Origin of the sequence: Curtobacterium sp. P97 (assembly GCF_023712445.1) — a bacterium.
In the GTDB taxonomy this organism is placed as follows: Bacteria; Actinomycetota; Actinomycetes; order Actinomycetales; family Microbacteriaceae; genus Curtobacterium.
This window is the reverse complement of sequence record NZ_JAMAYF010000005.1, coordinates 255,693-280,268: the sequence shown is the minus strand read 5'-3', so window position 1 is coordinate 280,268 and position 24,576 is coordinate 255,693. Positions and strand designations below refer to the sequence as shown.

General features: G+C 71.3%; 27 protein-coding genes and 1 rRNA gene. 13 read left to right on the top strand and 15 right to left on the bottom strand.

Annotated features, from left to right (window positions below; translation table 11 throughout):
* The first annotated feature begins 5 nt into the window (after positions 1-5).
* Together rrf and M3677_RS07770 are read left to right on the top strand one after the other, a co-directional pair.
* Positions 6-122: ribosomal RNA gene (gene rrf, locus M3677_RS07775) — 5S ribosomal RNA — on the top strand.
* Positions 123-268: 146 nt separating this feature from the next.
* Entirely contained in the window at positions 269-1,456 is a 1,188-nt protein-coding gene (locus M3677_RS07770; RefSeq protein WP_251160196.1) for a hypothetical protein, read from the top strand.
* A 20-nt stretch (positions 1,457-1,476) separates the two neighbouring features.
* Here M3677_RS07770 and M3677_RS07765 read toward each other — a convergent pair whose 3' ends face one another.
* The 5 genes from M3677_RS07765 to M3677_RS07745 all read right to left on the bottom strand — a co-directional run bounded on the left by M3677_RS07765 (position 1,477) and on the right by M3677_RS07745 (position 7,610).
* Positions 1,477-2,103 (bottom strand): response regulator transcription factor, encoded by a 627-nt coding sequence (locus M3677_RS07765; RefSeq protein ID WP_251160195.1) that lies wholly within the window; start codon positions 2,101-2,103, stop codon positions 1,477-1,479.
* A complete protein-coding gene (locus M3677_RS07760; protein ID WP_251160194.1) occupies positions 2,100-3,305 on the bottom strand; it encodes a sensor histidine kinase in 1,206 nt (401 codons plus the stop codon). Before M3677_RS07760 ends, M3677_RS07765 begins: the two co-directional genes overlap by 4 nt.
* A gap of 53 nt (positions 3,306-3,358) precedes the next feature.
* Positions 3,359-4,174, bottom strand: a complete 816-nt coding sequence (locus M3677_RS07755; protein WP_251160193.1) for an ABC transporter permease — start codon at positions 4,172-4,174, stop codon at positions 3,359-3,361.
* Positions 4,171-5,016, bottom strand: coding sequence for an ABC transporter ATP-binding protein (locus M3677_RS07750; RefSeq protein ID WP_251160192.1), 846 nt, complete (start codon positions 5,014-5,016; stop codon positions 4,171-4,173). Before M3677_RS07750 ends, M3677_RS07755 begins: the two co-directional genes overlap by 4 nt.
* Before the next feature lie 158 nt (positions 5,017-5,174).
* Positions 5,175-7,610 carry an excinuclease ABC subunit UvrA gene (locus M3677_RS07745; RefSeq protein ID WP_251160191.1) on the bottom strand — a complete coding sequence of 812 codons (2,436 nt, stop codon included), beginning with the start codon at positions 7,608-7,610 and terminating at the stop codon, positions 5,175-5,177.
* A gap of 199 nt (positions 7,611-7,809) precedes the next feature.
* Here M3677_RS07745 and M3677_RS07740 point away from each other — a divergent pair, with 199 nt between their 5' ends.
* Together M3677_RS07740 and M3677_RS07735 are read left to right on the top strand one after the other, a co-directional pair.
* A complete protein-coding gene (locus M3677_RS07740) occupies positions 7,810-8,670 on the top strand; it encodes a hypothetical protein (protein WP_251160190.1) in 861 nt (286 codons plus the stop codon).
* Positions 8,663-8,968, top strand: coding sequence for a hypothetical protein (locus M3677_RS07735; RefSeq protein WP_251160189.1), 306 nt, complete (start codon positions 8,663-8,665; stop codon positions 8,966-8,968). Before M3677_RS07740 ends, M3677_RS07735 begins: the two co-directional genes overlap by 8 nt.
* A 23-nt stretch (positions 8,969-8,991) precedes the next feature.
* Here M3677_RS07735 and M3677_RS07730 read toward each other — a convergent pair whose 3' ends face one another.
* Entirely contained in the window at positions 8,992-9,456 is a 465-nt protein-coding gene (locus tag M3677_RS07730; protein ID WP_251160188.1) for a hypothetical protein, read from the bottom strand.
* Positions 9,457-9,680: 224 nt separating this feature from the next.
* Here M3677_RS07730 and M3677_RS07725 point away from each other — a divergent pair, with 224 nt between their 5' ends.
* Both M3677_RS07725 and M3677_RS07720 read left to right on the top strand, forming a co-directional pair.
* Positions 9,681-10,382 (top strand): hypothetical protein, encoded by a 702-nt coding sequence (locus tag M3677_RS07725; protein ID WP_251160187.1) that lies wholly within the window; start codon positions 9,681-9,683, stop codon positions 10,380-10,382.
* A 74-nt stretch (positions 10,383-10,456) separates the two neighbouring features.
* Positions 10,457-11,389 (top strand): NADP-dependent oxidoreductase, encoded by a 933-nt coding sequence (locus tag M3677_RS07720; protein WP_251160186.1) that lies wholly within the window; start codon positions 10,457-10,459, stop codon positions 11,387-11,389.
* Positions 11,390-11,476: 87 nt separating this feature from the next.
* Here M3677_RS07720 and vsr read toward each other — a convergent pair whose 3' ends face one another.
* The 3 genes from vsr to M3677_RS07705 form a co-directional block, all read right to left on the bottom strand.
* Positions 11,477-11,926, bottom strand: coding sequence for a DNA mismatch endonuclease Vsr (gene vsr, locus M3677_RS07715; protein ID WP_251160185.1), 450 nt, complete (start codon positions 11,924-11,926; stop codon positions 11,477-11,479).
* 103 nt (positions 11,927-12,029) lie between these two features.
* The gene (locus M3677_RS07710) at positions 12,030-12,551 is read right to left on the bottom strand and encodes a hypothetical protein (protein ID WP_251160184.1); all 522 of its coding nucleotides are present in this window, start codon (positions 12,549-12,551) and stop codon (positions 12,030-12,032) included.
* Positions 12,552-12,601: 50 nt separating this feature from the next.
* Positions 12,602-13,354, bottom strand: a complete 753-nt coding sequence (locus M3677_RS07705) for a hypothetical protein (RefSeq protein WP_251160183.1) — start codon at positions 13,352-13,354, stop codon at positions 12,602-12,604.
* A gap of 220 nt (positions 13,355-13,574) precedes the next feature.
* Between M3677_RS07705 and M3677_RS07700 the strand changes: the two genes are divergently transcribed.
* Positions 13,575-13,790 (top strand): DUF1653 domain-containing protein, encoded by a 216-nt coding sequence (locus M3677_RS07700; RefSeq protein WP_235426534.1) that lies wholly within the window; start codon positions 13,575-13,577, stop codon positions 13,788-13,790.
* 40 nt (positions 13,791-13,830) lie between these two features.
* On the opposite strand, the gene M3677_RS07695 is transcribed toward M3677_RS07700, so the two are convergent.
* A complete protein-coding gene (locus M3677_RS07695) occupies positions 13,831-14,217 on the bottom strand; it encodes a hypothetical protein (protein ID WP_144411268.1) in 387 nt (128 codons plus the stop codon).
* A gap of 148 nt (positions 14,218-14,365) precedes the next feature.
* Positions 14,366-14,674: an LPXTG cell wall anchor domain-containing protein gene (locus M3677_RS07690; RefSeq protein WP_251160182.1), complete on the bottom strand. Its 309-nt coding sequence runs from the start codon at positions 14,672-14,674 to the stop codon at positions 14,366-14,368.
* A 30-nt stretch (positions 14,675-14,704) separates the two neighbouring features.
* Here M3677_RS07690 and M3677_RS07685 point away from each other — a divergent pair, with 30 nt between their 5' ends.
* The gene (locus tag M3677_RS07685; protein ID WP_251160181.1) at positions 14,705-15,328 is read left to right on the top strand and encodes a hypothetical protein; all 624 of its coding nucleotides are present in this window, start codon (positions 14,705-14,707) and stop codon (positions 15,326-15,328) included.
* Positions 15,329-15,410: 82 nt separating this feature from the next.
* Here the strand turns inward: M3677_RS07685 and M3677_RS07680 are convergent, their stop codons facing one another.
* The gene (locus M3677_RS07680) at positions 15,411-16,184 is read right to left on the bottom strand and encodes an SDR family NAD(P)-dependent oxidoreductase (RefSeq protein WP_251160180.1); all 774 of its coding nucleotides are present in this window, start codon (positions 16,182-16,184) and stop codon (positions 15,411-15,413) included.
* Positions 16,185-16,306: 122 nt separating this feature from the next.
* Here M3677_RS07680 and M3677_RS07675 point away from each other — a divergent pair, with 122 nt between their 5' ends.
* From M3677_RS07675 to M3677_RS07655, 5 genes are all read left to right on the top strand, one after another.
* The gene (locus M3677_RS07675) at positions 16,307-17,293 is read left to right on the top strand and encodes an AraC family transcriptional regulator (RefSeq protein WP_251160179.1); all 987 of its coding nucleotides are present in this window, start codon (positions 16,307-16,309) and stop codon (positions 17,291-17,293) included.
* A 133-nt stretch (positions 17,294-17,426) separates the two neighbouring features.
* Positions 17,427-17,918 (top strand): hypothetical protein, encoded by a 492-nt coding sequence (locus tag M3677_RS07670; protein ID WP_066653513.1) that lies wholly within the window; start codon positions 17,427-17,429, stop codon positions 17,916-17,918.
* Positions 17,919-17,944: 26 nt separating this feature from the next.
* Positions 17,945-18,688, top strand: coding sequence for a hypothetical protein (locus M3677_RS07665; RefSeq protein WP_144411269.1), 744 nt, complete (start codon positions 17,945-17,947; stop codon positions 18,686-18,688).
* Between the two features lie 56 nt (positions 18,689-18,744).
* Positions 18,745-19,254: a hypothetical protein gene (locus M3677_RS07660; RefSeq protein ID WP_144411270.1), complete on the top strand. Its 510-nt coding sequence runs from the start codon at positions 18,745-18,747 to the stop codon at positions 19,252-19,254.
* Between the two features lie 78 nt (positions 19,255-19,332).
* Complete coding sequence (locus M3677_RS07655) at positions 19,333-19,860, top strand: hypothetical protein (RefSeq protein ID WP_144411271.1); 528 nt, start codon at positions 19,333-19,335, stop codon at positions 19,858-19,860.
* 80 nt (positions 19,861-19,940) lie between these two features.
* Here M3677_RS07655 and M3677_RS07650 read toward each other — a convergent pair whose 3' ends face one another.
* The 3 genes from M3677_RS07650 to M3677_RS07640 form a co-directional block, all read right to left on the bottom strand.
* Complete coding sequence (locus M3677_RS07650; protein ID WP_251160178.1) at positions 19,941-20,558, bottom strand: GIY-YIG nuclease family protein; 618 nt, start codon at positions 20,556-20,558, stop codon at positions 19,941-19,943.
* Positions 20,555-21,751 (bottom strand): hypothetical protein, encoded by a 1,197-nt coding sequence (locus M3677_RS07645; RefSeq protein ID WP_251160177.1) that lies wholly within the window; start codon positions 21,749-21,751, stop codon positions 20,555-20,557. Before M3677_RS07645 ends, M3677_RS07650 begins: the two co-directional genes overlap by 4 nt.
* 91 nt (positions 21,752-21,842) lie before the next feature.
* The gene (locus M3677_RS07640; protein WP_251160176.1) at positions 21,843-24,521 is read right to left on the bottom strand and encodes a DEAD/DEAH box helicase; all 2,679 of its coding nucleotides are present in this window, start codon (positions 24,519-24,521) and stop codon (positions 21,843-21,845) included.
* Positions 24,522-24,576 lie beyond the last annotated feature (55 nt).

Sequence of the window (24,576 nt, the reverse complement as noted above, 5' to 3'; positions counted from 1 at the left end):
AGTGTTCCGGTGGTCATAGCGAGAGGGAAACGCCCGGTCACATTCCGAACCCGGAAGCTAAGCCTCTCAGCGCCGATGGTACTGCAAGGGGGACCTTGTGGGAGAGTAGGACGCCGCCGGACTCAACTTCAGCAACACCAGGAAACCCCTGACCGTGATCGGTCAGGGGTTTCCTGCGTTACCGGGCCGACCCGCATCGAGGCTGATGCTGTCGCGTGTTTGCCGGCTTCTCGAGTCGTGTCGGCCAGGATGATCGTGTGGGGGACTGGTGATCATGATGATCCGCGGGGAGCCGACACTGCCGTGGCCGGACGTGCGGTGGGACCGTCTGGCGATCGTCGGCAACCTCGTGTTCGAGGTTCCGAACGACTGGACGGCGATCGCAGGGCCGGGTGCGGTCGAGCTCGCACGTGCCGGGTCCACCATCACCCTGCGCCACGTCCATGCGCGTGGTGCCGACCCTGCTGTGGGGGTCGCAGCCGTGGCAGCGGAGGACCACGAGGCGCTGCTCATCGAAGGCGCTCCGGAGCGGTTGACCGTCCTGCGGAGCACGGGAACGATCCTCGACGTCCGCTACGGCGGTGTCGGGTCGACAGCAGTGCGCATCACGTCCCTCGGGCCGATCGACGAGTGGCCGCTGGCGGTGCAGGTCGTCGACGACGTGCTGCGGTCGCGATGGTCGACCGCCTCGGTTGAGCGATCAGCAGCGATCCCGCCGGCAGACCGCGTCGTCGGCGCGGGCTCCACGAGCGGCAGCGCTGCGTCGGAGGGGCGTGATCGTGCGGCGGCGCTGCTCACGGTCCGTGGGCCGGACGGATTGTTCGAGCACCTCGTGCAGGTGGAGGACCGCGGGGTCGTCCCCGGACGGGTCCGACGGTCGGAGGTGGGCACGGCTGCTCGCGCTGCCGGTCTCACCGGACGCTTCGGCGCGCTGACGTCCGCAGGTGCCGCGCTGCTGCGTCCGGCGCACGGCCCGGAGGACCTGCTCGTCATCGAGTCCCGGACGCGCGACGTCGTGACGAGTCGATGGCGCGCATGGCTCAGCAAGGGTTCGGCACTCGTCGTCGAGGACGGCGACGGGCACAGCGCGATGGGCGTGATCCCGCACAGGCAGCTCAGTCGGGAGCTCCTCGCGTGGTTCGGCGTCGATCCGAGCTGGGTGATCGAGGACGAGGAGCCGGCGACGGTCCCGCTCGCCGCCCTGGACGATCGTGGCGGTCCGTGCCCGAGCGAGGTCGGGTGGATGCAGGCTGCCTGGCCCGTCCGCGACTGGCACACCGTCCGCGGGTGGGGCGAGCGCCGGCAGTTCGCAGTGCTGTCGATCGTGGTGCCGGGCCTCGGTGTCTTCGACCGGGAGATCGACGGCGACACGGTCACCATGCGGCCGTCCTCGCCGGCGTCGTTCGCGCGGGACGTCGTCCGGTTCCTGACGGTCGAACGGCGGGAACCGGCCTGAGCGCAGGCGTCTGCCGCGCCTCAGGGCAGCAGTCCGAGCTCCATCGCGCGGGTGACCGCTCGGGTGCGGTCGTTCACGCCGAGCTTCTCGAACACGTGCCCGAGGTGGGTCTTCACCGTGGTCTCGCTGACGAAGAGCGTGCGCCCGATGGCGGGGTTCGAGTTCCCCTGCGCCACGAGCTGGAGCACCTCGAGCTCGCGCGGGCTCAGCGCCGGCCCGACCGGGGCCCTGGCGGTGGTCCGGCGCACGAGCGCTGCAGCTGCGGAGGGCGCGAGTGCGGTCTCGCCCCGGGCGGTTGCGCGGAGGCCCGCGAGGATCTCGGACTCGGGCGCCGCCTTGAGCAGGTAGCCCGAGGCGCCGGCCTCGATCGCCGCCAGGATCTGATCGTCGGACTCGTACGTGGTCAGGATGAGCACACGGATGCCCGGCTCACGCGCGAGGATGCGTGCCGTTGCCGCGTCCCCGGTGCATCCGGGCATCCGGAGGTCCATCAGCACGACGTCGGGACGCTCCGCCAGGACGGTCGCGACGGCTCCGTCACCATCGCTGGCCTGCCCGACGACCTCGACGTCGTCGGCGTCCTGCAGCAGGGCGACGATGCCCGCGCGGACGATCGGGTGGTCGTCCGCCACCACGACCCGGATCACCGCGTCGCTCCGGAGACGGAGGACTGCTCCGGTGCGGCCGGGAGGCTCGGTTCGGCTCCGGCCGGGACCGACGCTTCGATCGCGGTGCCGGTCCCCGGTGTCGACGTCACGACGCAGGTCCCGCCCGCCAGGGCGAGTCGGTCACGCAGCCCGCGCAGGCCGTGCCCGGCGGTCGGAGCGTCGGCGTCGAAGCCGACGCCGTCGTCCGCGACACGCAGGACGACGCACCGGCCGTCCACGTGCAGTGCGACGCGCGCCGAGGTGGCCCGAGCGTGTGCGCGGACGTTCGCCAGTGCCTCCTGTCCGACGCGGAGCAGGACCACCTGCGCGTCGCGGTCGAGCGGGCAGTCCGGGGCGTCGACCATGACGGGGATCCCCGTCTCGCGGGTGAAGCGTTCGCCGAGCCGGTGCAGCGCAGCCCCCAGGCCGTCGTTGGCGACTCCCGCGGCGCCGGCCGCGACCAGGGTCCGCGACTCCTCGAGCGCGGTCCGGGCGGACTCCTCGAGCACGGCGAGGCGCTCGTCGAGCCGGTCGGACCGGTCGGCGGCGAGGTCGGCGCGTGCCCGCTCGGTGAGCATGACGATACCGGCGAGGTCCTGCGCCACGGTGTCGTGGATCTCGCGGGCCAGGCGTTCCCGTTCGCTCGTGACCCCGGCAGCGCGGTTCGCCTCGGCGAGGGACTGCTGCGTCGCCTCGAGCTGCTCGATGAGCATGCGGCGCTCGTCGGACAGCCGGGCGATCCGGGAGATCCAGAGCCCGAGCGCGCAAGCGCCGAGGACGCTGATCGCTTCGATGATGATCGTGCCGGCGAGGGCGTCCAGGCCGGATGCGATCTGCAGGCCGACGCCCGACGCGATGCCGATGGCGACCGAGACCCAGACGGCGGTGCGGATGCGCTCGACCTGGCACCACGCCACGGGGAACAGGACGGATTGGATGAACGCGGTGCTCGGCACGACCGCGGGCAGCGCGAGGGCGACGACCACGAGCAACGGCACGAAGGCTGCTGCGGCGCGGGGCTCGTCGTACCCACGCCAGCCGTACGTCACGTACGCCAGGGTGAGCAACCCGAGGGCGACGAAGGCCGGCCAGCGTGACGGCCAGGGCGACCAGTCGGTGGCTGCGATCACCGACACGAGCGCGACGGCGACTGCCACCGCGACGTGCAGTCCCCAGTTGCGGTGCCTGGTGAGCCGGTCCATGCCGACAGCATCCCATCGAGTGCGGCCGGTGCGGGCGTTCTCCACAGGCACGATCAGGAGTCCCGCCGGTTCCACCGGAACGTCAGGAGGCAGGCGACGGTGCCGACGACCAGCCATGCTGCCAGGACGAGGGCTCCGAGCCCGAGGTGCCACGCGCCTCCCGGCTCGGCGGACGCGAACGCGTCCGGCAGGAAGACCGAGCGCATCCCCGATGCCATCCAGCGGAGCGGGACGACGCTCGCGACGGTCTGCAGCCAGTCGGGCAGCTGGGTGAAGGGGAGGTACACACCGGAGATGAACTGCAGGACCAGGACGATCGGGACGACGGTGGCGGTGGCGCGGCGGCCCTCGCGGGGGAGCGCCGAGATCGCGATGCCGAGGACGCTCGCCGTCGCGACACCCAGGAGCATGATGCCGGCGAACCGCGCCCACGCACCGCCGTCGGTCGGCAGGTCGACGCCGAAGACGACGCCCGCGACGACGAGGAGCAGCGCGGTCTGCACGATCGAGGTCACGAGGACCATGCCGATCTTGCCGACGAAGTAGCTCACGACCGGCAGCGGGGTGCCGCCCAGGCGCTTGAGCGTGCCGTCGCTGCGCTCGCCGGCGATGTCGACGCCGAGTGCCTGCGTGCCGGAGAGCAGGAAGCCGGTGGCGACGAGTCCGGGCAGGTAGTAGGTGGCGTAGTCGACGCTGACGCCCGGCCCCGCCTGGATGTCGTCGGCGCTGCTGAAGGCCACCGAGAACAACGCGAGCATGACGATCGGGAAGAGGAAGGTGAAGAAGACCGAGTCCGGTGCGCGGAAGTACGACCGGAGCTCGTACGCGATGCGGTGGGCGCCGAGGCGGATGCTGACTGCGGGGTTCATGCTGCGTGCTCCGAGATCATGGTGAGGTAGACGTCCTCGAGCGAGGGGCGGACGACCTCGAGCGCGTGCATCGGGGTCGTGGCGCTCCGGACCAGTGCGGTCGGGTCGGTCGTCCGGCGCTCGTGCCGCGCGCCGGTGTCGTCCTGCCACCGGACGATCGGTGTGCGTGCGTCCTGTCCACCGATCGCGTCGATGGGTGCGACGTCGAGCAGTCGTCCGCCGGCGAGCACGGCCGCGCGGTCCGCGAGGTGCGCGGCCTCGTCGAGGTAGTGCGTGGTGAGCAGGACGGTGGTGCCCTCGGCGCTGACGCTCCGGATCAGCTGCCAGAACTGCCGGCGGGCCTCGGGGTCGAAGCCGGTGGTCGGCTCGTCGAGGAACAGGACCTCGGGTCGGCCGATGATCCCGAGGGCGACGTCGACGCGGCGGCGCTGCCCTCCGGAGAGGCGGCTGATGCGGGTGTTGCGCTGGGCCTCGAGTCCGGTGGCGGCGAGGAGTTCGTCCACAGGGCGGCTGCGCGGGTACATGTGACGGAAGTGCTGCAGCTCCTCGGCGACGGTGACGTTCGGGGACTCGCCGCTGGTCTGCAGGACGATGCCGACGCGGGCGTTGTGGCTGCGACTGGCGTGCGCGGGGTCGTGCCCGAGGACCCGGACCTCGCCGCCGGTGCGGGATCGGAAGCCCTCGAGGATCTCGACCGTGGTGGACTTGCCGGCACCGTTCGGGCCGAGCAGGGCGAAGGTCTCGCCGGGGGCGATCGTGAAGGAGACGTCGTCGACGGCGGTCTTGCCGCCGGGGTACTGCTTCGTGAGGTGCTCGACCGTGACGGCCGGTGTGGTGGACATGCGTCCAGCCTGACGGGTGCGTGGGCTCCGGCGGATCGGAGGGGCGGGCGGAGGTGCATCCTCCGATCGGAGGATGCCGCGTTCAGCGCCGGGTTCCGTGAACCAGGATCGTCATCTGCCGTTCCGTGGATCGTCTCCCGGCGGGGCGCCCCCGTTCGTCAGCTCCCGAGCGCTGCCCGCAGGTACGGCGCCGTGCGGCTCGTGGCGGACGCCGCGACCTCGCGCGGTGTCCCGGATGCCACGACCTGGCCGCCCTCGTCACCACCGGCCGGACCCATGTCGACGACGTGGTCCGCCTGCGCGACGACCGTCATCACGTGCTCGACCACGACGACGGTGTTCCCTGCGTCGGTGAGCCGCTGGAGCTGCGCGGTGAGGAGTTCGACGTCCGCCGGGTGCAGGCCCGTGGTCGGCTCGTCGAGCAGGTAGAGCGTGTGACCGGTCCGTGCGCGTTGGAGTTCGGTGGCGAGCTTGATGCGCTGGGCCTCGCCGCCGGACAGCTCCGGCGCGGGCTGCCCGAGTCGGAGGTAGCCGAGGCCGACGCTGCGCAGGGCATCCAGCGCGCGGGCGGCGGCGGGCAGGTCGGCGAGGGCGTCCGATGCCTCGTCGACGGTCATGCCGAGGACGTCCGCGACGGTCGAGCCGGCCCGGCGGACCTCGAGCGTCTCGGCGTTGTACCGGGCACCGTGGCACTCCGGGCACGGCGCCCAGCTGCCCGGAAGGAACAGGAGCTCGACGGAGACCGAGCCCTCGCCCTGGCAGACCTCGCAGCGGCCGCCCTCGACGTTGAACGAGAACCTCCCGGCGGTCCAGCCACGTTCCCGGGCGTCCTCGGTCGCGGCGAAGGCCTGCCGGACGGCATCGAACATGCCCGTGTAGGTCGCGAGGTTCGAGCGGGGTGTGCGGCCGATCGGCTTCTGGTCGACCTCGACGACCCGTGACACGAGCGGGTGCTGCGTGGCGACCGACGGCAGCACGCCACCGACGAGCGAGGACTTGCCCGAGCCGGAGACCCCGGTCACCGCGGTCAACACCCCGAGGGGCAGGTCGACGTCGAGCCCCTTCCCGTCCTGGCCGCGCAGGTTGTGCAGGGTGAGGTCACGGAGCTCGAGCGTGCCCACGGGTTCGCGCAGCTCGTGCTCGACGGGCGAGGTCCGGGGCTGCAGGTAGCGCCGGGTGACGCTCTCGGGGACGTCGGCCAGGCCCGCCGGCGGGCCGCTGTACAGCACCCGCCCGCCGCCCGGACCGGCCCCGGGGCCGACGTCCACGATCCAGTCTGCACGCCGGACGATGTCCATGTCGTGCTCCACCACGAAGACGCTGTTGCCGCTGGCGCGGAGGTCGTCGAGGACCTGCACGAGGGACTCCGCGTCCGCCGGGTGCAGCCCCGCGCTCGGTTCGTCCAGCACGTAGACCACGCCGAACAGCCCCGACCGGAGCTGCGTCGCGATCCGCAGGCGCTGCGTCTCACCGGGGGAGAGCGTCGGCGTCGCCCGGTCGAGCCCGAGGTACCCGAGGCCGAGTCCGACGAGCACCTCGACCCGACCGAGCAGGTCCGTGGCGATCGACTTCGCGACCTCGGACCGCTCCCCGGACGTCACACGGCTCTGCGCGGGCGACGGGTCCTTCAGCTCGGCTGCGGGGCGCAGGACCTCGGCCACCTGTGCGAGCGGCAGTGCGTTGAACGCGGCGATCGACAGGCCGCCGAACGTCACCGCGAGGGCTGCCCGGGTCAGCCCGGAGCCGTGGCAGAGCTGGCACGGTCCGGACTCGACGAAGCGCAGGGCCTTGTTCCGCTGCGTCTCGCTCTGGGAGTCGGCGAGGGTGTGCAGCGTGTACTGCCGGGCGCTCCAGAACCGTCCCTTGTACGGCTTCGCCACCCGGTCGCGCTTCGGGTGGACCTCGACGACGGGCTGCTCCTCGGTGAAGAGCAGCCAGTCGCGGTCCTCCTGCGGGAGCTCCCGCCACGGACGCTCGATGTCGTAGCCGAGCACCGCCGTCACGTCGCGGAGGTTCTTGCCCTGCCACGCACCGGGCCAGGCGGTGATCGCGCCCTCGCGGATGGACAGCGACGGGTCGTGCACCGCCGAGGCCTCCGTCACCTCGTGCGCGGTACCGAGGCCGTGACAGCGCGGGCACGCCCCGGCGACGGTGTTCGGCGAGAACGAGTCGGAGTACAGCTGCTCGGCGCCCTCGGGGTAGGTGCCGGCGCGCGAGTAGAGCATGCGGACCGAGTTGCTCAGCGTCGTCAGGGTGCCGACGGTCGAGCGGGTGCTCGGGGCGCCGCGGCGCTGCTGCAGGGCGACCGCCGGGGGCAGACCCGTGATCTCGTCGACGTGCGGTGTCGAGCCCTGCGCGATGAGTCGTCGGGCGTACGGCGCGACGGACTCGAGGAAGCGACGCTGTGCCTCGGCGAAGACCGTGCCGAACGCCAGGCTCGACTTGCCCGAGCCGGAGACACCGGTGAAGGCGACGATCCGGTCGCGGGGGATGTCGACGTCGACGTCCTGCAGGTTGTGTTCACGGGCGCCGCGGACGCGGATGAACCCGTCGGACGACGACGGCTGGTCGGCAGGGTGGTGCGGGGCGGGCATTCGTTCGAGCGTAGGCGGATCGGCCGGGCGCCGTTCCGGACCGCTCGTCCGCACCCGGCGGGTGCTGTTCGGCAGGCGACCGGGAGACGGACGGGAGGCACGGGGCGGGCCGGTAGCGGGCCTCCCGGCCGGTGCGTGCGGACGGGAGACGCGGGGCGGGCTGGTCACGTGCCTCCCGGCCGGTCGGTACGGTGTGGTCGTGGGGAACGGGGGATCGATGGTCGACGACGTCGCGTGGTCGCCGCCGAGGCGGCGGAACGGCATCTGGTGGATCGTGGCGAGCGGGCTGCTGCTGCCCGCGGGGTGGATCGCGTGGCTGCTCGTCGCGCTCGCCGGGTACAACGGCGCGGGGAACTCCACCCACACGCTCTCGGGGCAGACCGGGGGGAGCATCGTCGTCACGGTCGTGTGCGCCGGTGTGCCGCTGACCGGACTGGTCCTGCTGCTGGTGCAGCGTCGGCGCGACCGGTCGGTGACGCTGGTCGGGCCGATCGGGTGTGCGGTGTTCGTGGTCCTCGCGGCCGTGACGCTCGGGTACCCGACGACGCGGGTCGCGCAGAGCTGGGCGGCGGAGGAGGAGCAGCGGGCGCAGCCGCCGACCGCGACCGAGACGAGTCGGACGCCGGCGCAGGCCGAGCGGGACCTCGCGGCCGTGGGGGAGCGCGCAGTGCGGGCGATGGGCGGTGACCCGGAGACCGGTGACGTCGTGCAGTTCCCACGCGGCTGCTCGCTGTCGAACCTCGAGCGGGGCACGGAGTACACGTGGCGGTGGTCCTTCCCCGCCGATGCCGACGCGGACGACGAGCCGCAGACCGAGGCGGATCGCAAGGCCGACCTCCTGCCCCAGGACCAGGCCGAAGCGCGTCTGGCTCCGGTCCGCGAGGTCTTCCTCGACGCCGGGCTCCGTGACGCCGATCCGCTCGGGTGGGACATCAGGGCGGTCGGTGACGACTGGCTCGCGGAGGGGAACGCGGGCGTGACCCGGACCTCGGGTGACGTGATGATCGAGACGACCTGCCTGGCCGGAGGGCCCGGCGACGGGTACGACGACGATGCGTGAGCGCGTGACGGCCGCGGCGCCGGGACGTCGGGCACCGGTCAGCGTGTGGGTCGCACTCGTGGTGGCCGCCGGGTGCACCGTGTACGAGCTGCTCGCGGGCGCTCTCGTCGAGTGGACCGGGCTCGGCTTCGTGCCGCTGCTGTTCGTGCCGCCGCTCTACCTGGCGGCGATCCTGCTGCTGATCTGGGTCGGGCAGCAGGGGATCCGGGTGGCGCGGGCACTGGCGATCGTCGTGGGGATCGTGCTCGCGGTGTCGTTGCCGGTCGCGGTGGTCGTGGCGATGCGGACGTGGAACTGAGCGGTGGCGATCGGCTCGGGGTGTCAGTCGTTCGCGACGGGTCGGCGGAGGGTCCCCAGCGCCCCCGCGGTCAGGAGGAAGCCGGCGAGACCTGCGGCGGTGAGGACGAGGGGCATCGTCACCGGTGGTGGCTGCACCACGGCGGCGAGGGGCAGGCCCAGGAACCCGGCCACACCCGCCGCGAGCACACCGCAGACCACGGCCGCGGGCAGGACACCGAGCGCATCGTCGACGACCCGGGCGAGCGCGAACAGCGTCGCCGCGACCAGGACGCCGAGGACTGCTCCGAGGGGGACACCGAGCACGGCGAGCAGGCCGAGGAACGACGAGTCCGGCGGCCACCAGTCGGTCGGGGTCACGATCGGCTCGTCGACGGTCGGGTCGGCGATCCAGGCCTCACCGATGATGCCGAACGGTTCGGCGGCGCCGATCAGCGCGCCGGCGAGCAGGACGACGGGCCACGGCCAGTGGCGGCGGTGTTCGTGCATGTGGACCCCCCTGTGCTCGAGCTTGGCGGTGCAGTCTGGGAGCGCGGCCGGAGCGCCGATCCCTCGGTAGCGTGGAGGCGGGGCGCTCGACGAGCGAGGGGGACGGATGAACGACGCGGGACAGCCGGCCGGCACCGAGGAGCCAGCCGGGACCGGGCGCTCGGACCACCCCGTCGCGACGGGCGCCGAGCGGTGCGTGGATCGCGGGGAGCATCCTGGCGTTCGTGGTCGGGAGCCTCGTCATCGTGTACGCGATCGCGACGACGGCGGCGCCGACGGTCGAGCAGCGGGCCACCGTGCAGGGCCTCGCCGCGGCGTTCGTCACCGGTGGACTCATCGCGGTGCTCGTCCCGGCGACCGCGATCGTCTCCCTGGTGATCGCCGCGAAGCGAGGGCGGACCGGGGCCGCTGCCGGCATCGCCGTCTGCGGGGCGCTCGGCGCGGTCGCGATGCTGACGATGGTGCCCTTCGCGCTGCTGTCCGTGGGCGAGGCGCAGGCTGACGCAGCGCGACGGGCAGCACCGCCGACCGCACTCGAGACCAGCCGGACGCCCGAGCAGGCGGGGGCCGGACTCGTCGCGCTGGGAGGACGGGTCGTCGACGCGCTCGGACAGGAGGCACCGACCGACGACCAGGTCAGCGTCGACGTCCGGCCGTGTCGGCTCGACAACTCCGACGACGGCGTCCTGGTCCACTACTCCTGGCGTGGTCCCGGCGCCGACGACTCGGCTGGGACGCCCGAGCAGACGAAGGCTGCCATCGCACCGGCGGTCCGGTTCCTGCAGGCCGAGGACTTCGCGGTCGGCACCCGGTTCGTGGGCGGGGGCGTCGTGATGCTCGACCGTGACCAGGGGGTCTCCGTCGACCTGTACAGCGCTGACCGCGTCGAACTCGGATCGCCCTGCCTGGTCGACACGGGCGGCTGACGGTACCCGAGCGGTTGTTCGCTCCTGCAACGTCCGCTGAGTCCACGGACCCGGGGGCGGGTAGACCGGGGGACATGAAGGTCGTCGGAGTCGAAACGTTCGGAGGGCCCGAAGCCCTCGCCGTCCACGAGGTCCCGGAGCCCCACGCCGGCTCCGGCACCGTCCGCATCAGGGTGCAGGCGTTCGCCGTGAACCCCACGGACACCGGCGTGCGCGCAGGGCAGCGTGACTCGTCCGAGGCCTCGCCGCCGTACGTGCCGGGCATGGACGCCGCCGGCGTCATCGACGAGGTCGGCGACGACGTCGAGGGCTGGCAGGTCGGGGACCAGGTGATGGCGATGGCCCTGCCGCTCTCCGAGCACGGCGGCGCCTACGTGGAGCACCTCGTCGCGCCGGTCGGGTCCTTCACACGGATCCCGGCGGGGCTGTCGATCGAGGAAGCCGCGACCGTCCCGATGAACGGCCTGACCGCGTTGCAGATCCTCGCCCGCGCGGAGCTCTCGCAGGGCGACACACTCGCCGTGACCGGATCCGCGGGGCTGCTCGGCAACTACGTCGTGCAGCTCGCGAAGCAGCGGGGCATCACGGTCATCGCCGACGCAGCGCCGAAGGACGAGGACCTCGTGCGGTCCCTCGGGCCGGACCACATGGTGCGCCGCGGGGACGGTTTCGCCGCAGCCGTGCGCGGCATCGTGCCGGACGGCGTCGACGCGCTCGCCGATGCCGCGGTGCAGCGGGACGAGGTCGTCGACGCGGTGCGCGACGGCGGGTTCTTCGCGGACGTGCGGGGCTGGGAGGGCAACGGTGTTCGCGGGATCCGGTTCGAGCGGATCATGGTGTTCTCCGAGTACACGTCGTTCGACCTGCTCGAGGAGCTGCGGCAGGCGGTGGAGGACGGGGTGCTCGTGCCGCGGGTCGCCGAGGTGCTGCCCGCGTCGCGCGCTGCGGAGGCGCACGAGCGGCTGGAGGCCGGCGGGACGCGGGGGCGGTTCGTGCTCACCTGGTGAGTGCGGGTCGCGGTCGCGACCGGTTTCCGTACGGGCGGCGGGGTGCCAGGGGGCCCCGCGCCTCCCGTCCGTCGATTCGTCCTTCGCTCACGGTCGTCTCCGCCCTTGCGGTCGGCCGACGACGGCGGCCCAGCGGTCGAGCTCGTCCTCGACGCGATCTGCGACTGCTGCGGGATCGTCGTGCTCCCACGAGCGGAGGACCCGCCAGCCCTCAGCCGTCAGGATGGCCTGGTTCCGGGCGTCGCGCTGCCGGTTCGCCAGCAGCTTCCGTCGCCACAGCTCGGCGTTGGCCTTCGGGAGTTGCACGTGCTCCTCGCAGTGGTGCCAGAAGCAGCCGTCGACGAAGACCGCGATCCGGGCGCGTGGGAACACGAGGTCCGGGCGGACACGGCACCGGCGGCTCACCTGCCGGTCGACGAAGAACCGACGGCCGCGGCGGTGCAGCTCCCGGCGCAGTGCGAGCTCGGGTGCCGTGTCACGCCGGCCGAAGCGGGCCATGTGGCGACGGCGTGCGTCGTCGGCTTCCCACTGCTCCACCACTCGAGCCTGTCGTGCCGAGGCGTGATCGCGGTCGCGGACGACGACGATGTGGGGGAGGTGCGCCGCTTGCCGGCTGTGCAGGAACGACCGAAGCCGCTGCTCACTCCGGTAGCCCGAGCCGCTCGCACTCCGTCCACTGCTCGGGTCGCCGCTCCGCCAACCACGCCGTGAACTCGTCGTACCCGCGGAAGTTCGTGAAGACCGTGAACTGCTTCTTCTTGCGGTCGTTCCACGCGGTCAGGCTGATGAAGGTCGGCCCACCGCCGGCCGACTGCGTCCCGTACCGGAGCACGTGGATGTCGTCGACCTCGCGACGACGGGCCTTCCCGAAGCCGGACTTCACGAGGTAGTGCCGGTCGAACACGGTCACGCGTCCGGCTGCCAGTGCGAGACCGATCAGGAGGAACAAGGCACCCACCAGGCCGATCAGCACGAACGCGGTGCTGTCCGCGCCCGAGACGACCAACTGCTCGATCACGGTTCCGAGCAGCCCGAAGACGACTGCGGCTCCGCCGAGCACGATGAGGATCTGCTGGGGGAACCTCGGCCGCTGGACGACGAACAGCGGCTCGCCGTCCGCCTTCGCCTCCGTGCCACCCCACGTGTTGATGCTGTCGCTCATCGTTCCCCCTCCGAGGGCCACCGTACCGAACGGGTCCTCCGCTCGCCCCCTCAGTCCTCCGGGATCGTCCGGACCCACTGCTCGAAGGCGAGCGCGTCCTCGTTGCTGAACACGGCGGACGGCCGGGCGTCCTGTCGGCCGGTGAAGAGGAACAGCGTCCCGTCTGCCAGCCCCGGCGTCGCATCGTCGAGCACGGACGACCTCGGCGCCACACCCTTGCGCGAGAGGAACGTCAGCTGTTCCCCGTTCGCGGACTCCGCGATGCCGGTCTCGCCGTCGAAGAACGCTGCGAGGTCCATCACGAGGAAGACGGTGCTCCCGTCCTGTGTGGTCACGAGGACGGCTGGCCTCGCGCGCGGCTGCCCGAAGGGGCGCTCGGTCACCGCCGCGGTGACGCCGGAGCCGGACCAGGGGCGGACCTGGTCGAGGGGGAGCTTCGCGACCGCGGACGGTGCGGCACGCTTCGCTGGGTGGACGGCCTCGGTGAGCAGCGCCCCGACGAGGACGGCGAGGAACCATGCCGGCGCGGAGAACGTCTTGCTCGCGAGCAGGACGAAGAAGACGCCGAGGAATCCGACCCACACCAGGTTGGGCCACCACCCGGAGCCGCGACGCTGACCGATCGGCCACACGACACTTCCGTACGCCAGCCCGACGAGCGTCGGCACCCAGAACGCAGACGGCCGGATCGTGCCGGTGTGGAAGTGCAACCAGACCGAGACGGCCGCGGCGATGAGCGCGAGGACGGCGAGCACGATGCGTCCGCCGCGCCGGTCTCGCTCGCGGGTGCTGAGCGTGGTCATGTCGTTCCCCCTCGTGCGGTTGAGCTGCGGCGCGCAGCGCCCGCCGTTGTTCCCCCTGGTGTGTCCAGTCAAGCAGGACCGGCGGTGCTGGTCTGTCGGATCGGACGTGACCGGGTGGCGGACGGGAGGCGCGGTGGCGGACTGCTGTGTGCCTCCCGTCCGACGGGTGGTCACCCCTCGACGGCTGGCGGCGCCCGCGAGGAGCCCTACGATCGTGCGGGTGAGCAGCGACGTGATGCCTGGGCGGTACCGGCACTTCAAGGGCGGGGAGTACGAGGTGGTCCTCGTGGCGAGGGACGTCGAGACCGAGGAGCCGGTCGTCGTGTACCAGGCGCTGTACGGGGAGCAGGGGCACTGGGTGCGGTCGCTTGCCGAATTCACGGCGCACGTGTCGCGGGACGGGTACGAGGGGCCGAGGTTCGTCCGCCACGGCTGAGCGTGGGTCGCCCGTCAGGACGAGTGCGCCGGTGCAGGGCTCACCCGAAGTCGCTGGCATTGCCGTCGGCGCAGTCCGACGAGAGCTGGAGGACGGTGTTCAGGGCGCTGGAGCCCAACCCGATCTTCGGGCGTCCGTCGCCGTCGGCGCCGAGGTAGTGCAGGGGTCGGCCGTCGTTCAGCGAGGTCGTGGTCCGGTGCGTGGAGTAGCCGTTCTCCTTGAGCACGGCCTCGGCGCGGTCGATGTAGGCCTGCGGGTCGGAGGGTGACTTGCCTTCGACCGACCAGCTGAACTGCACTCCTTCGTCGGAGCGTGGTCCGCACTCGGTCGCGGTCGGCTGCCGCAGCTCCGGTAGGGCCGCTTCATCCAGTGCGCGGAGCTTCTCGACGATCGTCAGGCTCTCGCTGCGAACTTCGTCCGGGGTCATGCGCGATTCCGATCGAGTGATTGTCGGTGTGGTCTGTGGAGTTCCTGGCTGGCCCGCGCAGCCGCCCGTGAGAAGCGCAGCGGCGACGACGAGTGCCGTCGCTCCGTGTCTCTGGAGAGCGTTCATCGAGTTGTGGCCTCCGCCGTGCTCAGGAGTGACTTCGTGCCTTTGTTGCAGCCTCGCGACTTGTCCTGCTTCGACGCCGCCGGATCACGAGCAGGTCGGCCGTGACGAACGCGAGCGTGACGGCGATGAACCAGACCGTGGTGGCATCGCCCGTCGACGCCGTCGCGAGCGTAGGTCCGTCGCCGGGCGTGGCGTCGATGAGACCGGGGACTGTGGTGGTCGCGCCGCCGATCGCAGCGAGGGCCGTCGTCACGATCATCGCAGTGGCGAGTGTCACGACACTGCCCACCATTGATCCGACGACGACGAAGGTGAGGCGCAGGGGCTGCATGTGGGTCTCCTGGTGGTCGGTCGTCGAGCCGTGGTCGTCGGCCGCGGCATCTGTCTCAGTTGTACTGACTCGGGGTTGAAACATCAATACCTCGTGCGGCCCTTGGTGGCCGTGCACCCACCGGCAACAATGGGTCTGATGAGTCGGTACGTGGGAGAGGTGTTCGTCGTCCCTCGAGAGGGCGTCCTCGTCGCTGAACCGACCGGGGGCGTCGCGCGACGAGATGCCGATGCTCCGCCGCAGACGTGGTTCGCGATCATTGACGACGCGACGGCAGGTCCGCCGCTGGTCCGCCGCGGCAGGGCCTCCGCTGAGATCGAGCTCGTGCATCCTGTTCCCGACAGTGGGTCGATCGGGCGGGTCGTGCGTTTCCTGCAGGCGGCCCAGACCTCCGTGTCGGGCAAGGCGGTCGTGGCCGATCGGCGAGACGACGCGACGGATCTCCTCGAGCTCGTGCCCGAGGGGTGGCAGCCCTACGAGGTGCGAGCGGGCGAGCTCGACGCGCACGGGTGGGAGGCGTTCGTCGGCACGCTGTTCCCGCTGCCGGTCGAGGAGATCGACGCCGTGTTCGGGGCGGGTTGGGAGCAGCTCGTCCGGATCGAGCCGTGGCTCGTACCCCTTCAGACCGACGGTGGCGATCGCGCGGCGACCTGAGCGGTGACGGACGGGAGGCGCGGTGCCAGCTGGCACCGCGCCTCCCGTCCGTCACGTGGTTCCGTCAGCCGCTCGGCTGCGGTCAGCTCATCCGCGTCGACGCGATCCCGCCGTCGACGTCGATGGTGCCGCCGGTGACGAACGCGGCCTGGTCTGAGACCACCCAGCGCTCGGCGCGGGCGATGTCGACCGGCTGCACCGGGACGCCTGCAGGGGTGCCCTGCGTCATCGCGGCGAGGACGTCGGCCGAGTCGGCGTTGCCCGGGGTCGCCGTCGCTCCCGGGGCGACGGTGACGACGCGGATGCCGCGGTGGCCGTACTCGGCGGCCCAGGCGCGGGTGAGCTGTTCGACGGCGGCCTTCGTGGCGGGGTAGAGGGCCATGAAGGGGACGCCGACACGGGCCATCCACGAGCCGATGTTGACGATGTGGCCGCCGCCGCGCTCCGCCATGCCTGGGGCGAGGGCCGCGACGAGGACGTGGGGTGCGCGGATGTTCGTGGCGAGCAGGGCGTCGACGGTGTCGTCGTCGAGGGACTCGGTGGGCCCTCCCGGGTAGACGCCGGCGTTGTTCACGAGGACGTCGATGTGGCCGCCGAGCTGGTCCCGGGCCTCGGCGGCGAGTGCGCGCACGACGTCGGGGCCCTGCGACAGGTCGGCGGTGAGGGCGACGGCGCGCCCGCCCTGGTGCTCGATGTCCTCGGCGACGGCGCGGGTGCGCTGCTCGTCTCGGCCGTGGACGGCGACGGTCAGGCCGGCGGCGGCGAGTTCGCGGGCGATGGCCTCGCCGATGCCGCTCGAGGCGCCGGTGACGAGGGCGGTCCGGGATGGGGTCTGGTCGTTCGGTGTGGTGGTCATGCCTCGATGGTCCGGCGTCTTCGGTTGCCGCGGCTTGCCCGGATCCACGAGGACGTTGCCGGATCCCGCAGCAGGACCTCGGAGCGCTGTCGCGGTCTCCGTCCCGTGGGTAGCGTGACGATGTGGACGACCGGATCGCGCAGCACCTCGACCGTGCGGCGGCGACCGCGTCCGCGCATGCGGCGGTCCCCGGGAAGGACCGGCAGGACGCCGTCGCCCGAGCGGGAACGGCGCACCACGCGGAGACCCTCGGGTTGACCGTGTCGAAGGTGCACGAGCCGACCGGGCTGTTCGACCGACGCTACGAGCCGTGGTTGTCGGTCGTGCTGCGGGGGCGGAAGCGCTCGATCGTCGGGGACGACGACCAGGTGTGGGGCCGCGAGCGGTTCATCATCACGCCGGTGGACCTGCCGGTCGTCGCCGGGGTCGTGGACGCAGCGGGGGAGGACGGGTTCGTCGCGGTGGTCTGGCGACTGGACCCGGTGGTGGTCGGGGAGGTCGTCGCGTCGATGTCGGTGCCGGCTGCCGCGGCGGTTGCGGCTGCGGTTGCTCCGGGTTCGTCGCCGTCCGGTGCGGTGTCGTCGTTGCCTCGGCTGGGGAGTTGGACGGAGCCGCTCGCGGACGCGTTCGCCCGGCTGATCGGGCTGCTCGACGCCCCGGAGGACGTCCCCGTGCTCTTCCCGCTGGTCTCTCGGGGGATCGTGCTGCGGTTGCTGCAGACCGAGCAGGCGCCGCGGATCACGGCGGCGCTCGACGGGACCGGGCCCTCGGTGGTCGCCGGAGCCACGGCGCTGCTCACCGGACGGATGGCCGAGGGGTGGTCGATGGAACGGCTCGCACGGGAACTGCGGGTGAGCGAGTCGACGTTGTTCGCCCGGTTCAAGGAGGCGACGGGGATGACGCCGGCGCAGTACCTCAAGCGGACGCGATTGGGGGAGGCGCGGCGGCGGATGGTGGTGCACGGGGACACGGCGGCGCGGGCTGCGGCGGCGGTGGGGTTCCGGAGTGCGTCGCACTTCTCGCGGGACTACCGGGAGGCGTACGGGAGGCCGCCGGCGGCGGATGCGGTGATGGTGCGGGGGCAGTTGGCGGTGGCGGGGGCGGTCTGACCGCTTTCACTCGATCCGATCGGGGCTGCGTTGCGATCGCAGACAGTTGGTATATTACTCGTTCGCATTCTGTGTACCACTGCTACTTTTCTCGGGTCCGGTCATCCTGACCTCGAGAGAAGGAAAGAACACGATGCACATCCTCCGTCGCTCCGTCACCGCGCTGTCCCTCCCGGTCCTGCTGGCCGCACCACTGGTGGTGTCGCAGCCCGCCTCGGCAGCGACGCCGACCGAGGCCACCGGCCAGAGCACGATCGTCGACCCGGCGTTCAACCCCGCTGACGCGGTGCGGGTGGACGAGGACGGCAACCCGATCAGCCGCGGAAACCCGTGCCACGATCGTGCCTTCGCCGCGATCCCGACGATGCAGCTGTCCGTGCCGGGATGCGGCATCATCGGCGCCAGCAAGAACACCACGCTGACCTACAGCTGGTACCGCGACCGAGGGCAGGTCGGAGTGTGCGTGTGGGCGAAGGGCTTCAACTCGCGGGCTCAGACCACCTGGACCCAAGCCGGGTGTGGGACCGGCCGTCGCGGCGTCAGCGTCCACTGGGGCAACGTCTCCGCGACGAAGCAGATCAAGGGGATGACTGCGTCGGGTGTCGCCGGTGTGCAGTGGGGATGAGGAGGAGTGGAACCGGTCGGATCAGCGTGGTTCTGATCCTTCCCGCGCTCGCGGTCCTGTCCACAGCGGCCTGTGCGTCGCCAGCGACGGGATCGCCGACTCCCACTGCGAGTGCGACGCCGGTGGGGAGAGTCGAACCGGTCTCATGGCTCGACGACGTTGTTCGGGCCCTGGTCGACCAGGTGCCGTGCAACGACCGGGACGTGTACCGGGACGACCTGGTCTCCTGGGACACGATGCGTGGCTACGACTGCGTCGCAGGCACATCGACGACCTCGATCCGCGTCTACTCGCACAGCGAGGCCGTTGACCAACTGGTCGACGAGTGGTCCGACACTCTCGGCTCCGGGCGGGCCGGCAGACGAGGAGATCACTGGATCATCGTCGGGCCCGAGGAAGTGGTCTCCAAGATCTCGGCCCCTGCGGACGACCCCGAGATCGCATTCCTTGATCGTCACGGCGCTGAACCCACGCAGCGTGAGGAGTACCTCACCACCTGCGCGCGCTTCGCCGTCGACGAGATGTCGCGGCGGATCCGACGCGAGAAGACCGAGAAGGCTGATGCGCAGTACTACGAGCAGCTGTTTCCCTCGGTTGCTGGCGAGATCCGGTCGGTCGTTCCCGAGGACGAGATCGCCAAGGTACGAGCAGAGCGCGACGAGGACCGATGGCCCTCGATGCTCTCCCGGTTCGGACCGCAGGTGAAACACCTCTGCGCCGACGCGGCTCGGAGGCTCTCGCACTCCCCGACGAGTGTTGAGGAGCGCTGATGACCAGGGAAACCGGGTCACGGCTCGCGCTTGCCGCGGGCAGCATCGGGGTCGCGGTGCTCGCCGCCGAGGACCTGTGCAGGCTGACGGTCGGTGGCCTCTTCGTCGGATCGGTCCCACTCGTCGTCGCACTCGTGAGTGCCGTGCTGTTGAGCATCGGCCTGCTCACGCTGCGTCGCGGCAGTCGTGAGGTGCAACTGAGCACGGTTGTGCTGCTCCTGCACCTCGTCGTCCGTGTGGCCGGCCGGGGCCTCGTGGGCGCCTCCGAGGGAATCGTCGCCTGGGCGGTCACGGCGCTGGCGCTTGCCGTACCGCTCCTGGTGATCGTGGTCGGTGTCATCGCAGCGCGAACGATCAGACGTGCATCGTGGCGAGTGCTCGGCATCGGGCTCGTCGTCGGCGGCGTGCTCTGGCTCACGGGGAACTGGTACCCCATCCCGCTCCTGCTGCACGTCGTCATCGAGTTCGTCTGCATCGCTCTGATCGCCGTCGTGCTGTGCCGGCCGGTCGGAGCCCGGGTTGCGGGAAGAGCGCGGCATCTGTGGGCTACGGCCGCGGTGCGGTGATCAGCGACGGACGGGAGGCGCGGTACCAGGGCGCAGCGTGCCTCCCGTCCGAGCCTGGTCAGTTCGTAGGCTCGCAGCATGTCTGCGCACCGACCACCATTCGACCCGGCCGCACTGACGGTGCGGCAGCTCCTCGCCTCCTCGGTGGCGGTCATCGACGAACTGTTGCGGCGCGGGTTGATCCGGACACGGAACTCACCGCTCGGTGACCTCGCGGAGAGTCTGGCTCTTCGCGCCTACGGCGGCGAGCTCGCTCCGAACTCGGAGAAGAGCTTCGACCTCAAGACCGCCGACGGGTTGCGGCTACAGGTGAAGGCACGACTTGTGCGGCCGGACGACAAGCGGTCGCAGACGTTCTCCGCGTTCCGGTCGTGGGACTTCGACGCGGCGCTGTTCCTGGTGTTCGACGCGTCGACCTACGACCTCGCGTGGGCACGCCAGGTCGGCCGGGCGGAGACGGAAGCACTCGGACGGCGTGTGGAGCACACGAACTCGTACGCGATCCTCGTACGGCAGGTGCAGGGGGCTGGGGTCGACGTGACCGCCCAGGTCGCGGCCGCCTACGAGCGCATCGACGGTCCCGCCGACGATCGACCATTGGGTTGAACGCGGCGATAGTCCGGATCGTTCGGTCCCGACCAGCCGCGGAGATCAGCCTCGACTGGCGCCGAACACCCCGACCGCCTTCAGGGGATCGTGTCGTGTGCTCTGGAGCGCAATGCCGCCCGCGCCGCACGCAGCGCCGTCCGAGAAGTCGGTGCGTGCACGATGTTGAGCGGAGGATCCCAGTGTCGGATGACCCGCGATTCGACGTTCCCGAGGCGTATGCCCAGCCCCACAGGGAGCGCCCAGGTCGCGAGTTCGAGCCGGTCCTGCATCCACGTGGACAGGCGTCCCTCGTCCTCCGGATGCAGCGAGAAGCCCTTCGACGCGTCACTCGCAGTCTTGCCCCTCGGGACGGGCCGCAGCTCGAGTTCATCGGCGAGGAGCGCCGACAACGAGCGGCGGAGCGTCGACGAGCCGGACCGCACCTTCGCGCCGTCGACGCCGAAGTGGGCGCGGAGGTCACGGTCGCGCAGGCTCCGTTCTGCCTTGCCGATGTAGATCGGCGCTGCGCGGCCTTGCGAGCCGATGCCGAGCTGCTCGGTCACGGCCCCGTCCGCCCAGATTGCGTAGAGCCCCGGCGCGTTCGGTACGTCCGCTGCGCCTGCCCGGCGAAGTTGCTTATCCAGGACCTGGACCGCGTCCCCGACGGCTCGAGCGAGCACGTCCTCGGGCCGAGCGGCCGAGGGGAGCGCGCTCATTCTCCGTCGCTCTTCTTCTTGGACTTGAACAGCCCCGCGACTCGGCCTCCGACGGCGTCCGCGGCCCCCGCGACCTTGCCGCCGACGTTCTTCACCGCAGTGAGCGCCTGCGCCTCGTCCGGTTCGCCATCGCCGTCCCGGTCGACTCGGCGGAACGCCCGCGTCGCACCACTCGCCGCGCTCGACACGCCGGAGCCGACGGCGCCCGCAGCCCCGCTGACCCACGTGCCGGTCGACCGAGCGGCGTCCTCGAGAGCGGCGAGGGCGCGGTTGTCAGACTCTTCGTCGTCACCGTCGGTCTTCACGGTCAGGGCGAGGTGATCCGGGAACTCCGCCGGCGGCTCGGGGAACGCAGTCTTCGCAGACTTGACCACGTCGCGTCCGAAGACGAAGCGCGCGACCCCACCAGTGACTGCGCCGACGCCGTACTTGATCGAGGCACGCTGCTTGCCCGTGAGCCCCTCTCGGACCGGATCGAGTTCACCGGTCTGGATCGTGCGCATCAGGCTCTGCGCGGCGCCGCCCGGGAGCGCATCCGACAACGTGGTCGCCCAATGCGACCAGTCGTCGCGACCAGCGGCGATCTTCTGGCCGGTCGAGACGGTGCCTTCGGATGTCACCTCGGCGACATCGGTCGCCATGGCTGCGATCTGCTGCTGGCTGACCCGCTCGTTGGTCAGGCCGAGGACGAGCGCCTGAGCCTGGTCCTTGTCGAGGTCCATGCCGTGCAGGTCAGCGACAGCGAGACCGAAGACGGCGGTGATCTCGAACTGCAGCTGCTGGTCACCGGCGGGGAGCAGTCGCGCCGCGGCGCCCTTGGCACCCGTGCGTGCCGCGTTCTTCGCGGCAGTCTTCAGGGCCACCTTCGTGCCCGTCTTCGCAGCCTGTGCGCCGGCGCTCTTCGCTCCGGCGACGGCAGGGCCGGCAATCGGGATCGACGCGATCGCGATGTCAGCGGCGATCGAGCCGACCGTGATCGCCGCACCAGCGGTGGTGATCGAGGTGACGTAGTGACGCTCGAGCATCTGCACGATCTCAGTCGGCGTCGCCGACGGGTTCCGTCGCCGGAGCCACTTCACGTACTGACGGGCGAGCGCGCGTCGGCCGGTGACGGCCTTGGCGATCTCCCGGGTCGCCTCCTCGGCTGGGACCTCTGCTTCGAGGGTCTCGTCAGGGGCCTCGATGTCGGTCATCGCGGGGTCCTTCGTCTTGAGCCGCGCTCGGGTACGCGGTGATGAAGCACATGGTTGCACGAACGAGAGACGTTACGGAGCCAGCCTTGAGTCATACGGCGCCGGCGCCGGCGCCCTCGTCAGCTCGCTCGGGAACCAGCTCCGAGACGTTGAGTCGCTCCCGCTCCTCTCGCAACACCTGCGCGATCAGCTTCGAGTCCGACACGTCCACCGCCTGCGCCGACGCCGAGGCCGTTTCGCTGACCGCCGCGAAGTCCTCGAACGTCTGCGCCTTCCGTGCAAGCATCCGCACCAGTGCGGCGTCGACGCCGTCCTCGGACAGCAACCGATGGACCTGCACCGACTGCAGCTGCCCCATCCGCCGCGACCGGGCGATTGCCTGCCATTCAGTGGTCGGCTTGAGCTGGGGCTCGCAGATCACGACGACCGATGCGGCCTGGATGTTGAGACCGACGCCGCCAGCCTCGATCTGCGCGACGAGCACCGCTCCTGGTTCGGCGGCGGCGAACTCGTCGACGAGGTCCTGGCGTGCCGCGGCGGGCGTGCTCCCGGTGAGGGGACCGAACACCGCGCCGCCGTCAGCAACGGCCTGGACAGCCGCGGCGAGGACGGAGCGGTAGTACGAGAAGACGAGCACCTTCCGGCCGTTGGCCCGCGCCTCGTCGACGATCTCCACGAGCGACTCGACCTTGCTCGACTGTGTGCCGCCGAGCATCGCGAGCTGACGCATCGCGTGGAAGTCGTCTGCGGCAACTGCGTCGGCGTACTGCGCTGCCTCGGTGTCCGTCAGGTCGGTCCACTCTTCGACCTCGACCAGCTCCGGGAGCTCGGTGAGCACGTCCTCCTGACGACGGCGCAGGTACACCGGCGCGATCTGCTTCCGGAACAGCATCGGGCTGTCGTCGGACTGGTCCACCACGAGGTCCGGTCGGATGTGGTCGATGAGCACCCGGAACTCGTCGACGCGGTTCTCGAGCGGTGTGCCCGACATCAGGATCGCTCGATCCGTTCGCCGGAGCAGCGCACGTGTGTTCATCGTGCGCTTCGCCTCGGGGTTCTTGACGTAGTGCGCCTCATCGACGATGACGGAGGCGAACCGCAGCTCCTCGGGCACACGGGTGCGGAGCCACTCGAGCGTCTCGTACGTCGTGACGCCGATGCCGCCCTCGTCCGTCCAGAGCCGCAAACCGAGCAGTCGAGCCGGACCGTGCAGCCGGAAGGCGCGGACGTCAGTGTGCCGCTCGGCCTCACGGACCCAGTTCGCGACGACGGCCGCCGGGCAGACCACGAGGAAGTGCGGAGTCCGACCGGGTGTCGTGCCGGCGACGTGTGCGATCGTCGCAAGTGCCTCGATGGTCTTGCCGAGGCCCATCTCGTCGCCGATGACGACCCGCTGCTGCACGAGCGCGAAGGCCGCCGCGAACCGCTGGTACCCGCGGAGTGACGCGGACAGCCGCGAGGTGTCGAGCGAGAAGCCCTCCACCTGTGCGATCAACTCGTCGCCCAGGTCGCCGCGGGCAGCAGCGCCCGCTGGCTTCGTCAGTCCGGCTTCGTCGAGCAGGGCGAAGAACGCGGCGGGCCGCTGCAGGAAGTCCTGCCACGGGTCGCCCGGTGTCGCCCGAGCACGCTCATCCACGCGCTGCGCACGATGCCAGGCATCCTCGGCCGCCGCGAGGATCGTCTGACGGACTGCGGTCGGGTCCGCCGCGCGCTGGTCCGGGATGACGAGTGCGATCGATGCGCCGCGCTCGATCATCGTGGCCAGAGGTCGCAGTCCGTCGACGAGGTTCTGTTCGCGCGGGCCGACGACGGCCTTCGCGACCTCCCACTCGAGCAGGGCACGGACGAGCGCGAGCGACTGGTCGTCATGCCGTGCGGGGTCGATGCGGACGACCGCGTCCTCTCTCGCTGCCGCTTCCAGCGCGCGGGCGGCACCGTTGATTCGCGATGCCGTCGCCTCGCCGACCCCGGCGAACTGTCCGGGGAACACCGGGTTCCGCAGCACGGCACCGACGGTGCTCACCCCGGCGTCGCGCAGTGCTCCGAGACGCAGGCGGTCGCCGGTCGCATCGCGGAGCCGATCGATGTCCATGCGGTCGAGCTCGTACTGTGCTGCCGCTTCGCGGTCCGCTCGGCCCGCTTCGACGACGTCGGCGTGGGTGATGCGTTCGCGCGTGATCGCGTCAGCGAGTCGGGTCACGATCGCGGGAAGCTCCTCCATGCCGTCGAGTGCGAGTGGGGCGCCACCGCTCAGGTCGGGTGCGACCGTCGCCAGCGGCCCGCGTGGGTCGGTCAGCGCCTCCAGCGGCACGGCCGGCCTGGGGACGTGCCGGTCGTCGACGGACTGGAGGCGCTGCACGGCTCCGGTACGGTCCAACCACTCGAGCGTCTGGTCGAGGAACGCATCGCCTCGAGCGGCCGCTTCGCGGCGCTCACGGCCCGAGAACAGGGCGGTGAAGCCGGTTCCACGGCGCGCGTCTTCGAGAGCCTTCGGGACGTCATCAGACAGCACGCGCACGACCGAGCTCGCCTCGGCGTCGACCCGCGGCAACATCTGCCGGCGGACCAGGTCAGCTGCGAGGTCGGCATCCGACGGAACGAGCGGGACGAGATCGGCTCGAACGTCGTCGACGTGGACGGACGCTCGCCGTTGGCGGAGCGCGACGACGGCAGCATCGGCGGCTGCCTGCACGGCGGTCCGGTGTTCCGTGACGCCGATGGCTGCCTGGCTCAGGGCGTCGATGCGGTTGCGTGCTGCCTTGTCGGCCATGGCGTGCTCCGAGGTGTCGTTGGTGGAACGAGGGGATGCGGCGTGCTCCGACGGT

Bases quoted from the DNA above. Each gene is read 5' to 3' on its own strand.
- M3677_RS07750 (WP_251160192.1), bottom strand. From the start codon at position 5,016: ATGTCCACCACACCGGCCGTCACGGTCGAGCACCTCACGAAGCAGTAC.
- M3677_RS07735 (WP_251160189.1), top strand. From the start codon at position 8,663: ATGCGTGAGCGCGTGACGGCCGCGGCGCCGGGACGTCGGGCACCGGTC.
- M3677_RS07745 (WP_251160191.1), bottom strand. From the start codon at position 7,610: ATGCCCGCCCCGCACCACCCTGCCGACCAGCCGTCGTCGTCCGACGGG.
- M3677_RS07705 (WP_251160183.1), bottom strand. From the start codon at position 13,354: ATGACCACGCTCAGCACCCGCGAGCGAGACCGGCGCGGCGGACGCATC.
- M3677_RS07760 (WP_251160194.1), bottom strand. From the start codon at position 3,305: ATGGACCGGCTCACCAGGCACCGCAACTGGGGACTGCACGTCGCGGTG.
- M3677_RS07730 (WP_251160188.1), bottom strand. From the start codon at position 9,456: ATGCACGAACACCGCCGCCACTGGCCGTGGCCCGTCGTCCTGCTCGCC.
- M3677_RS07680 (WP_251160180.1), bottom strand. From the start codon at position 16,184: ATGACCACCACACCGAACGACCAGACCCCATCCCGGACCGCCCTCGTC.
- M3677_RS07690 (WP_251160182.1), bottom strand. From the start codon at position 14,674: ATGCAGCCCCTGCGCCTCACCTTCGTCGTCGTCGGATCAATGGTGGGC.
- M3677_RS07670 (WP_066653513.1), top strand. From the start codon at position 17,427: ATGCACATCCTCCGTCGCTCCGTCACCGCGCTGTCCCTCCCGGTCCTG.
- M3677_RS07640 (WP_251160176.1), bottom strand. From the start codon at position 24,521: ATGGCCGACAAGGCAGCACGCAACCGCATCGACGCCCTGAGCCAGGCA.
- M3677_RS07655 (WP_144411271.1), top strand. From the start codon at position 19,333: ATGTCTGCGCACCGACCACCATTCGACCCGGCCGCACTGACGGTGCGG.
- M3677_RS07720 (WP_251160186.1), top strand. From the start codon at position 10,457: ATGAAGGTCGTCGGAGTCGAAACGTTCGGAGGGCCCGAAGCCCTCGCC.
- M3677_RS07650 (WP_251160178.1), bottom strand. From the start codon at position 20,558: ATGAGCGCGCTCCCCTCGGCCGCTCGGCCCGAGGACGTGCTCGCTCGA.
- M3677_RS07710 (WP_251160184.1), bottom strand. From the start codon at position 12,551: ATGAGCGACAGCATCAACACGTGGGGTGGCACGGAGGCGAAGGCGGAC.
- M3677_RS07755 (WP_251160193.1), bottom strand. From the start codon at position 4,174: ATGAACCCCGCAGTCAGCATCCGCCTCGGCGCCCACCGCATCGCGTAC.
- M3677_RS07645 (WP_251160177.1), bottom strand. From the start codon at position 21,751: ATGACCGACATCGAGGCCCCTGACGAGACCCTCGAAGCAGAGGTCCCA.
- M3677_RS07695 (WP_144411268.1), bottom strand. From the start codon at position 14,217: ATGACCCCGGACGAAGTTCGCAGCGAGAGCCTGACGATCGTCGAGAAG.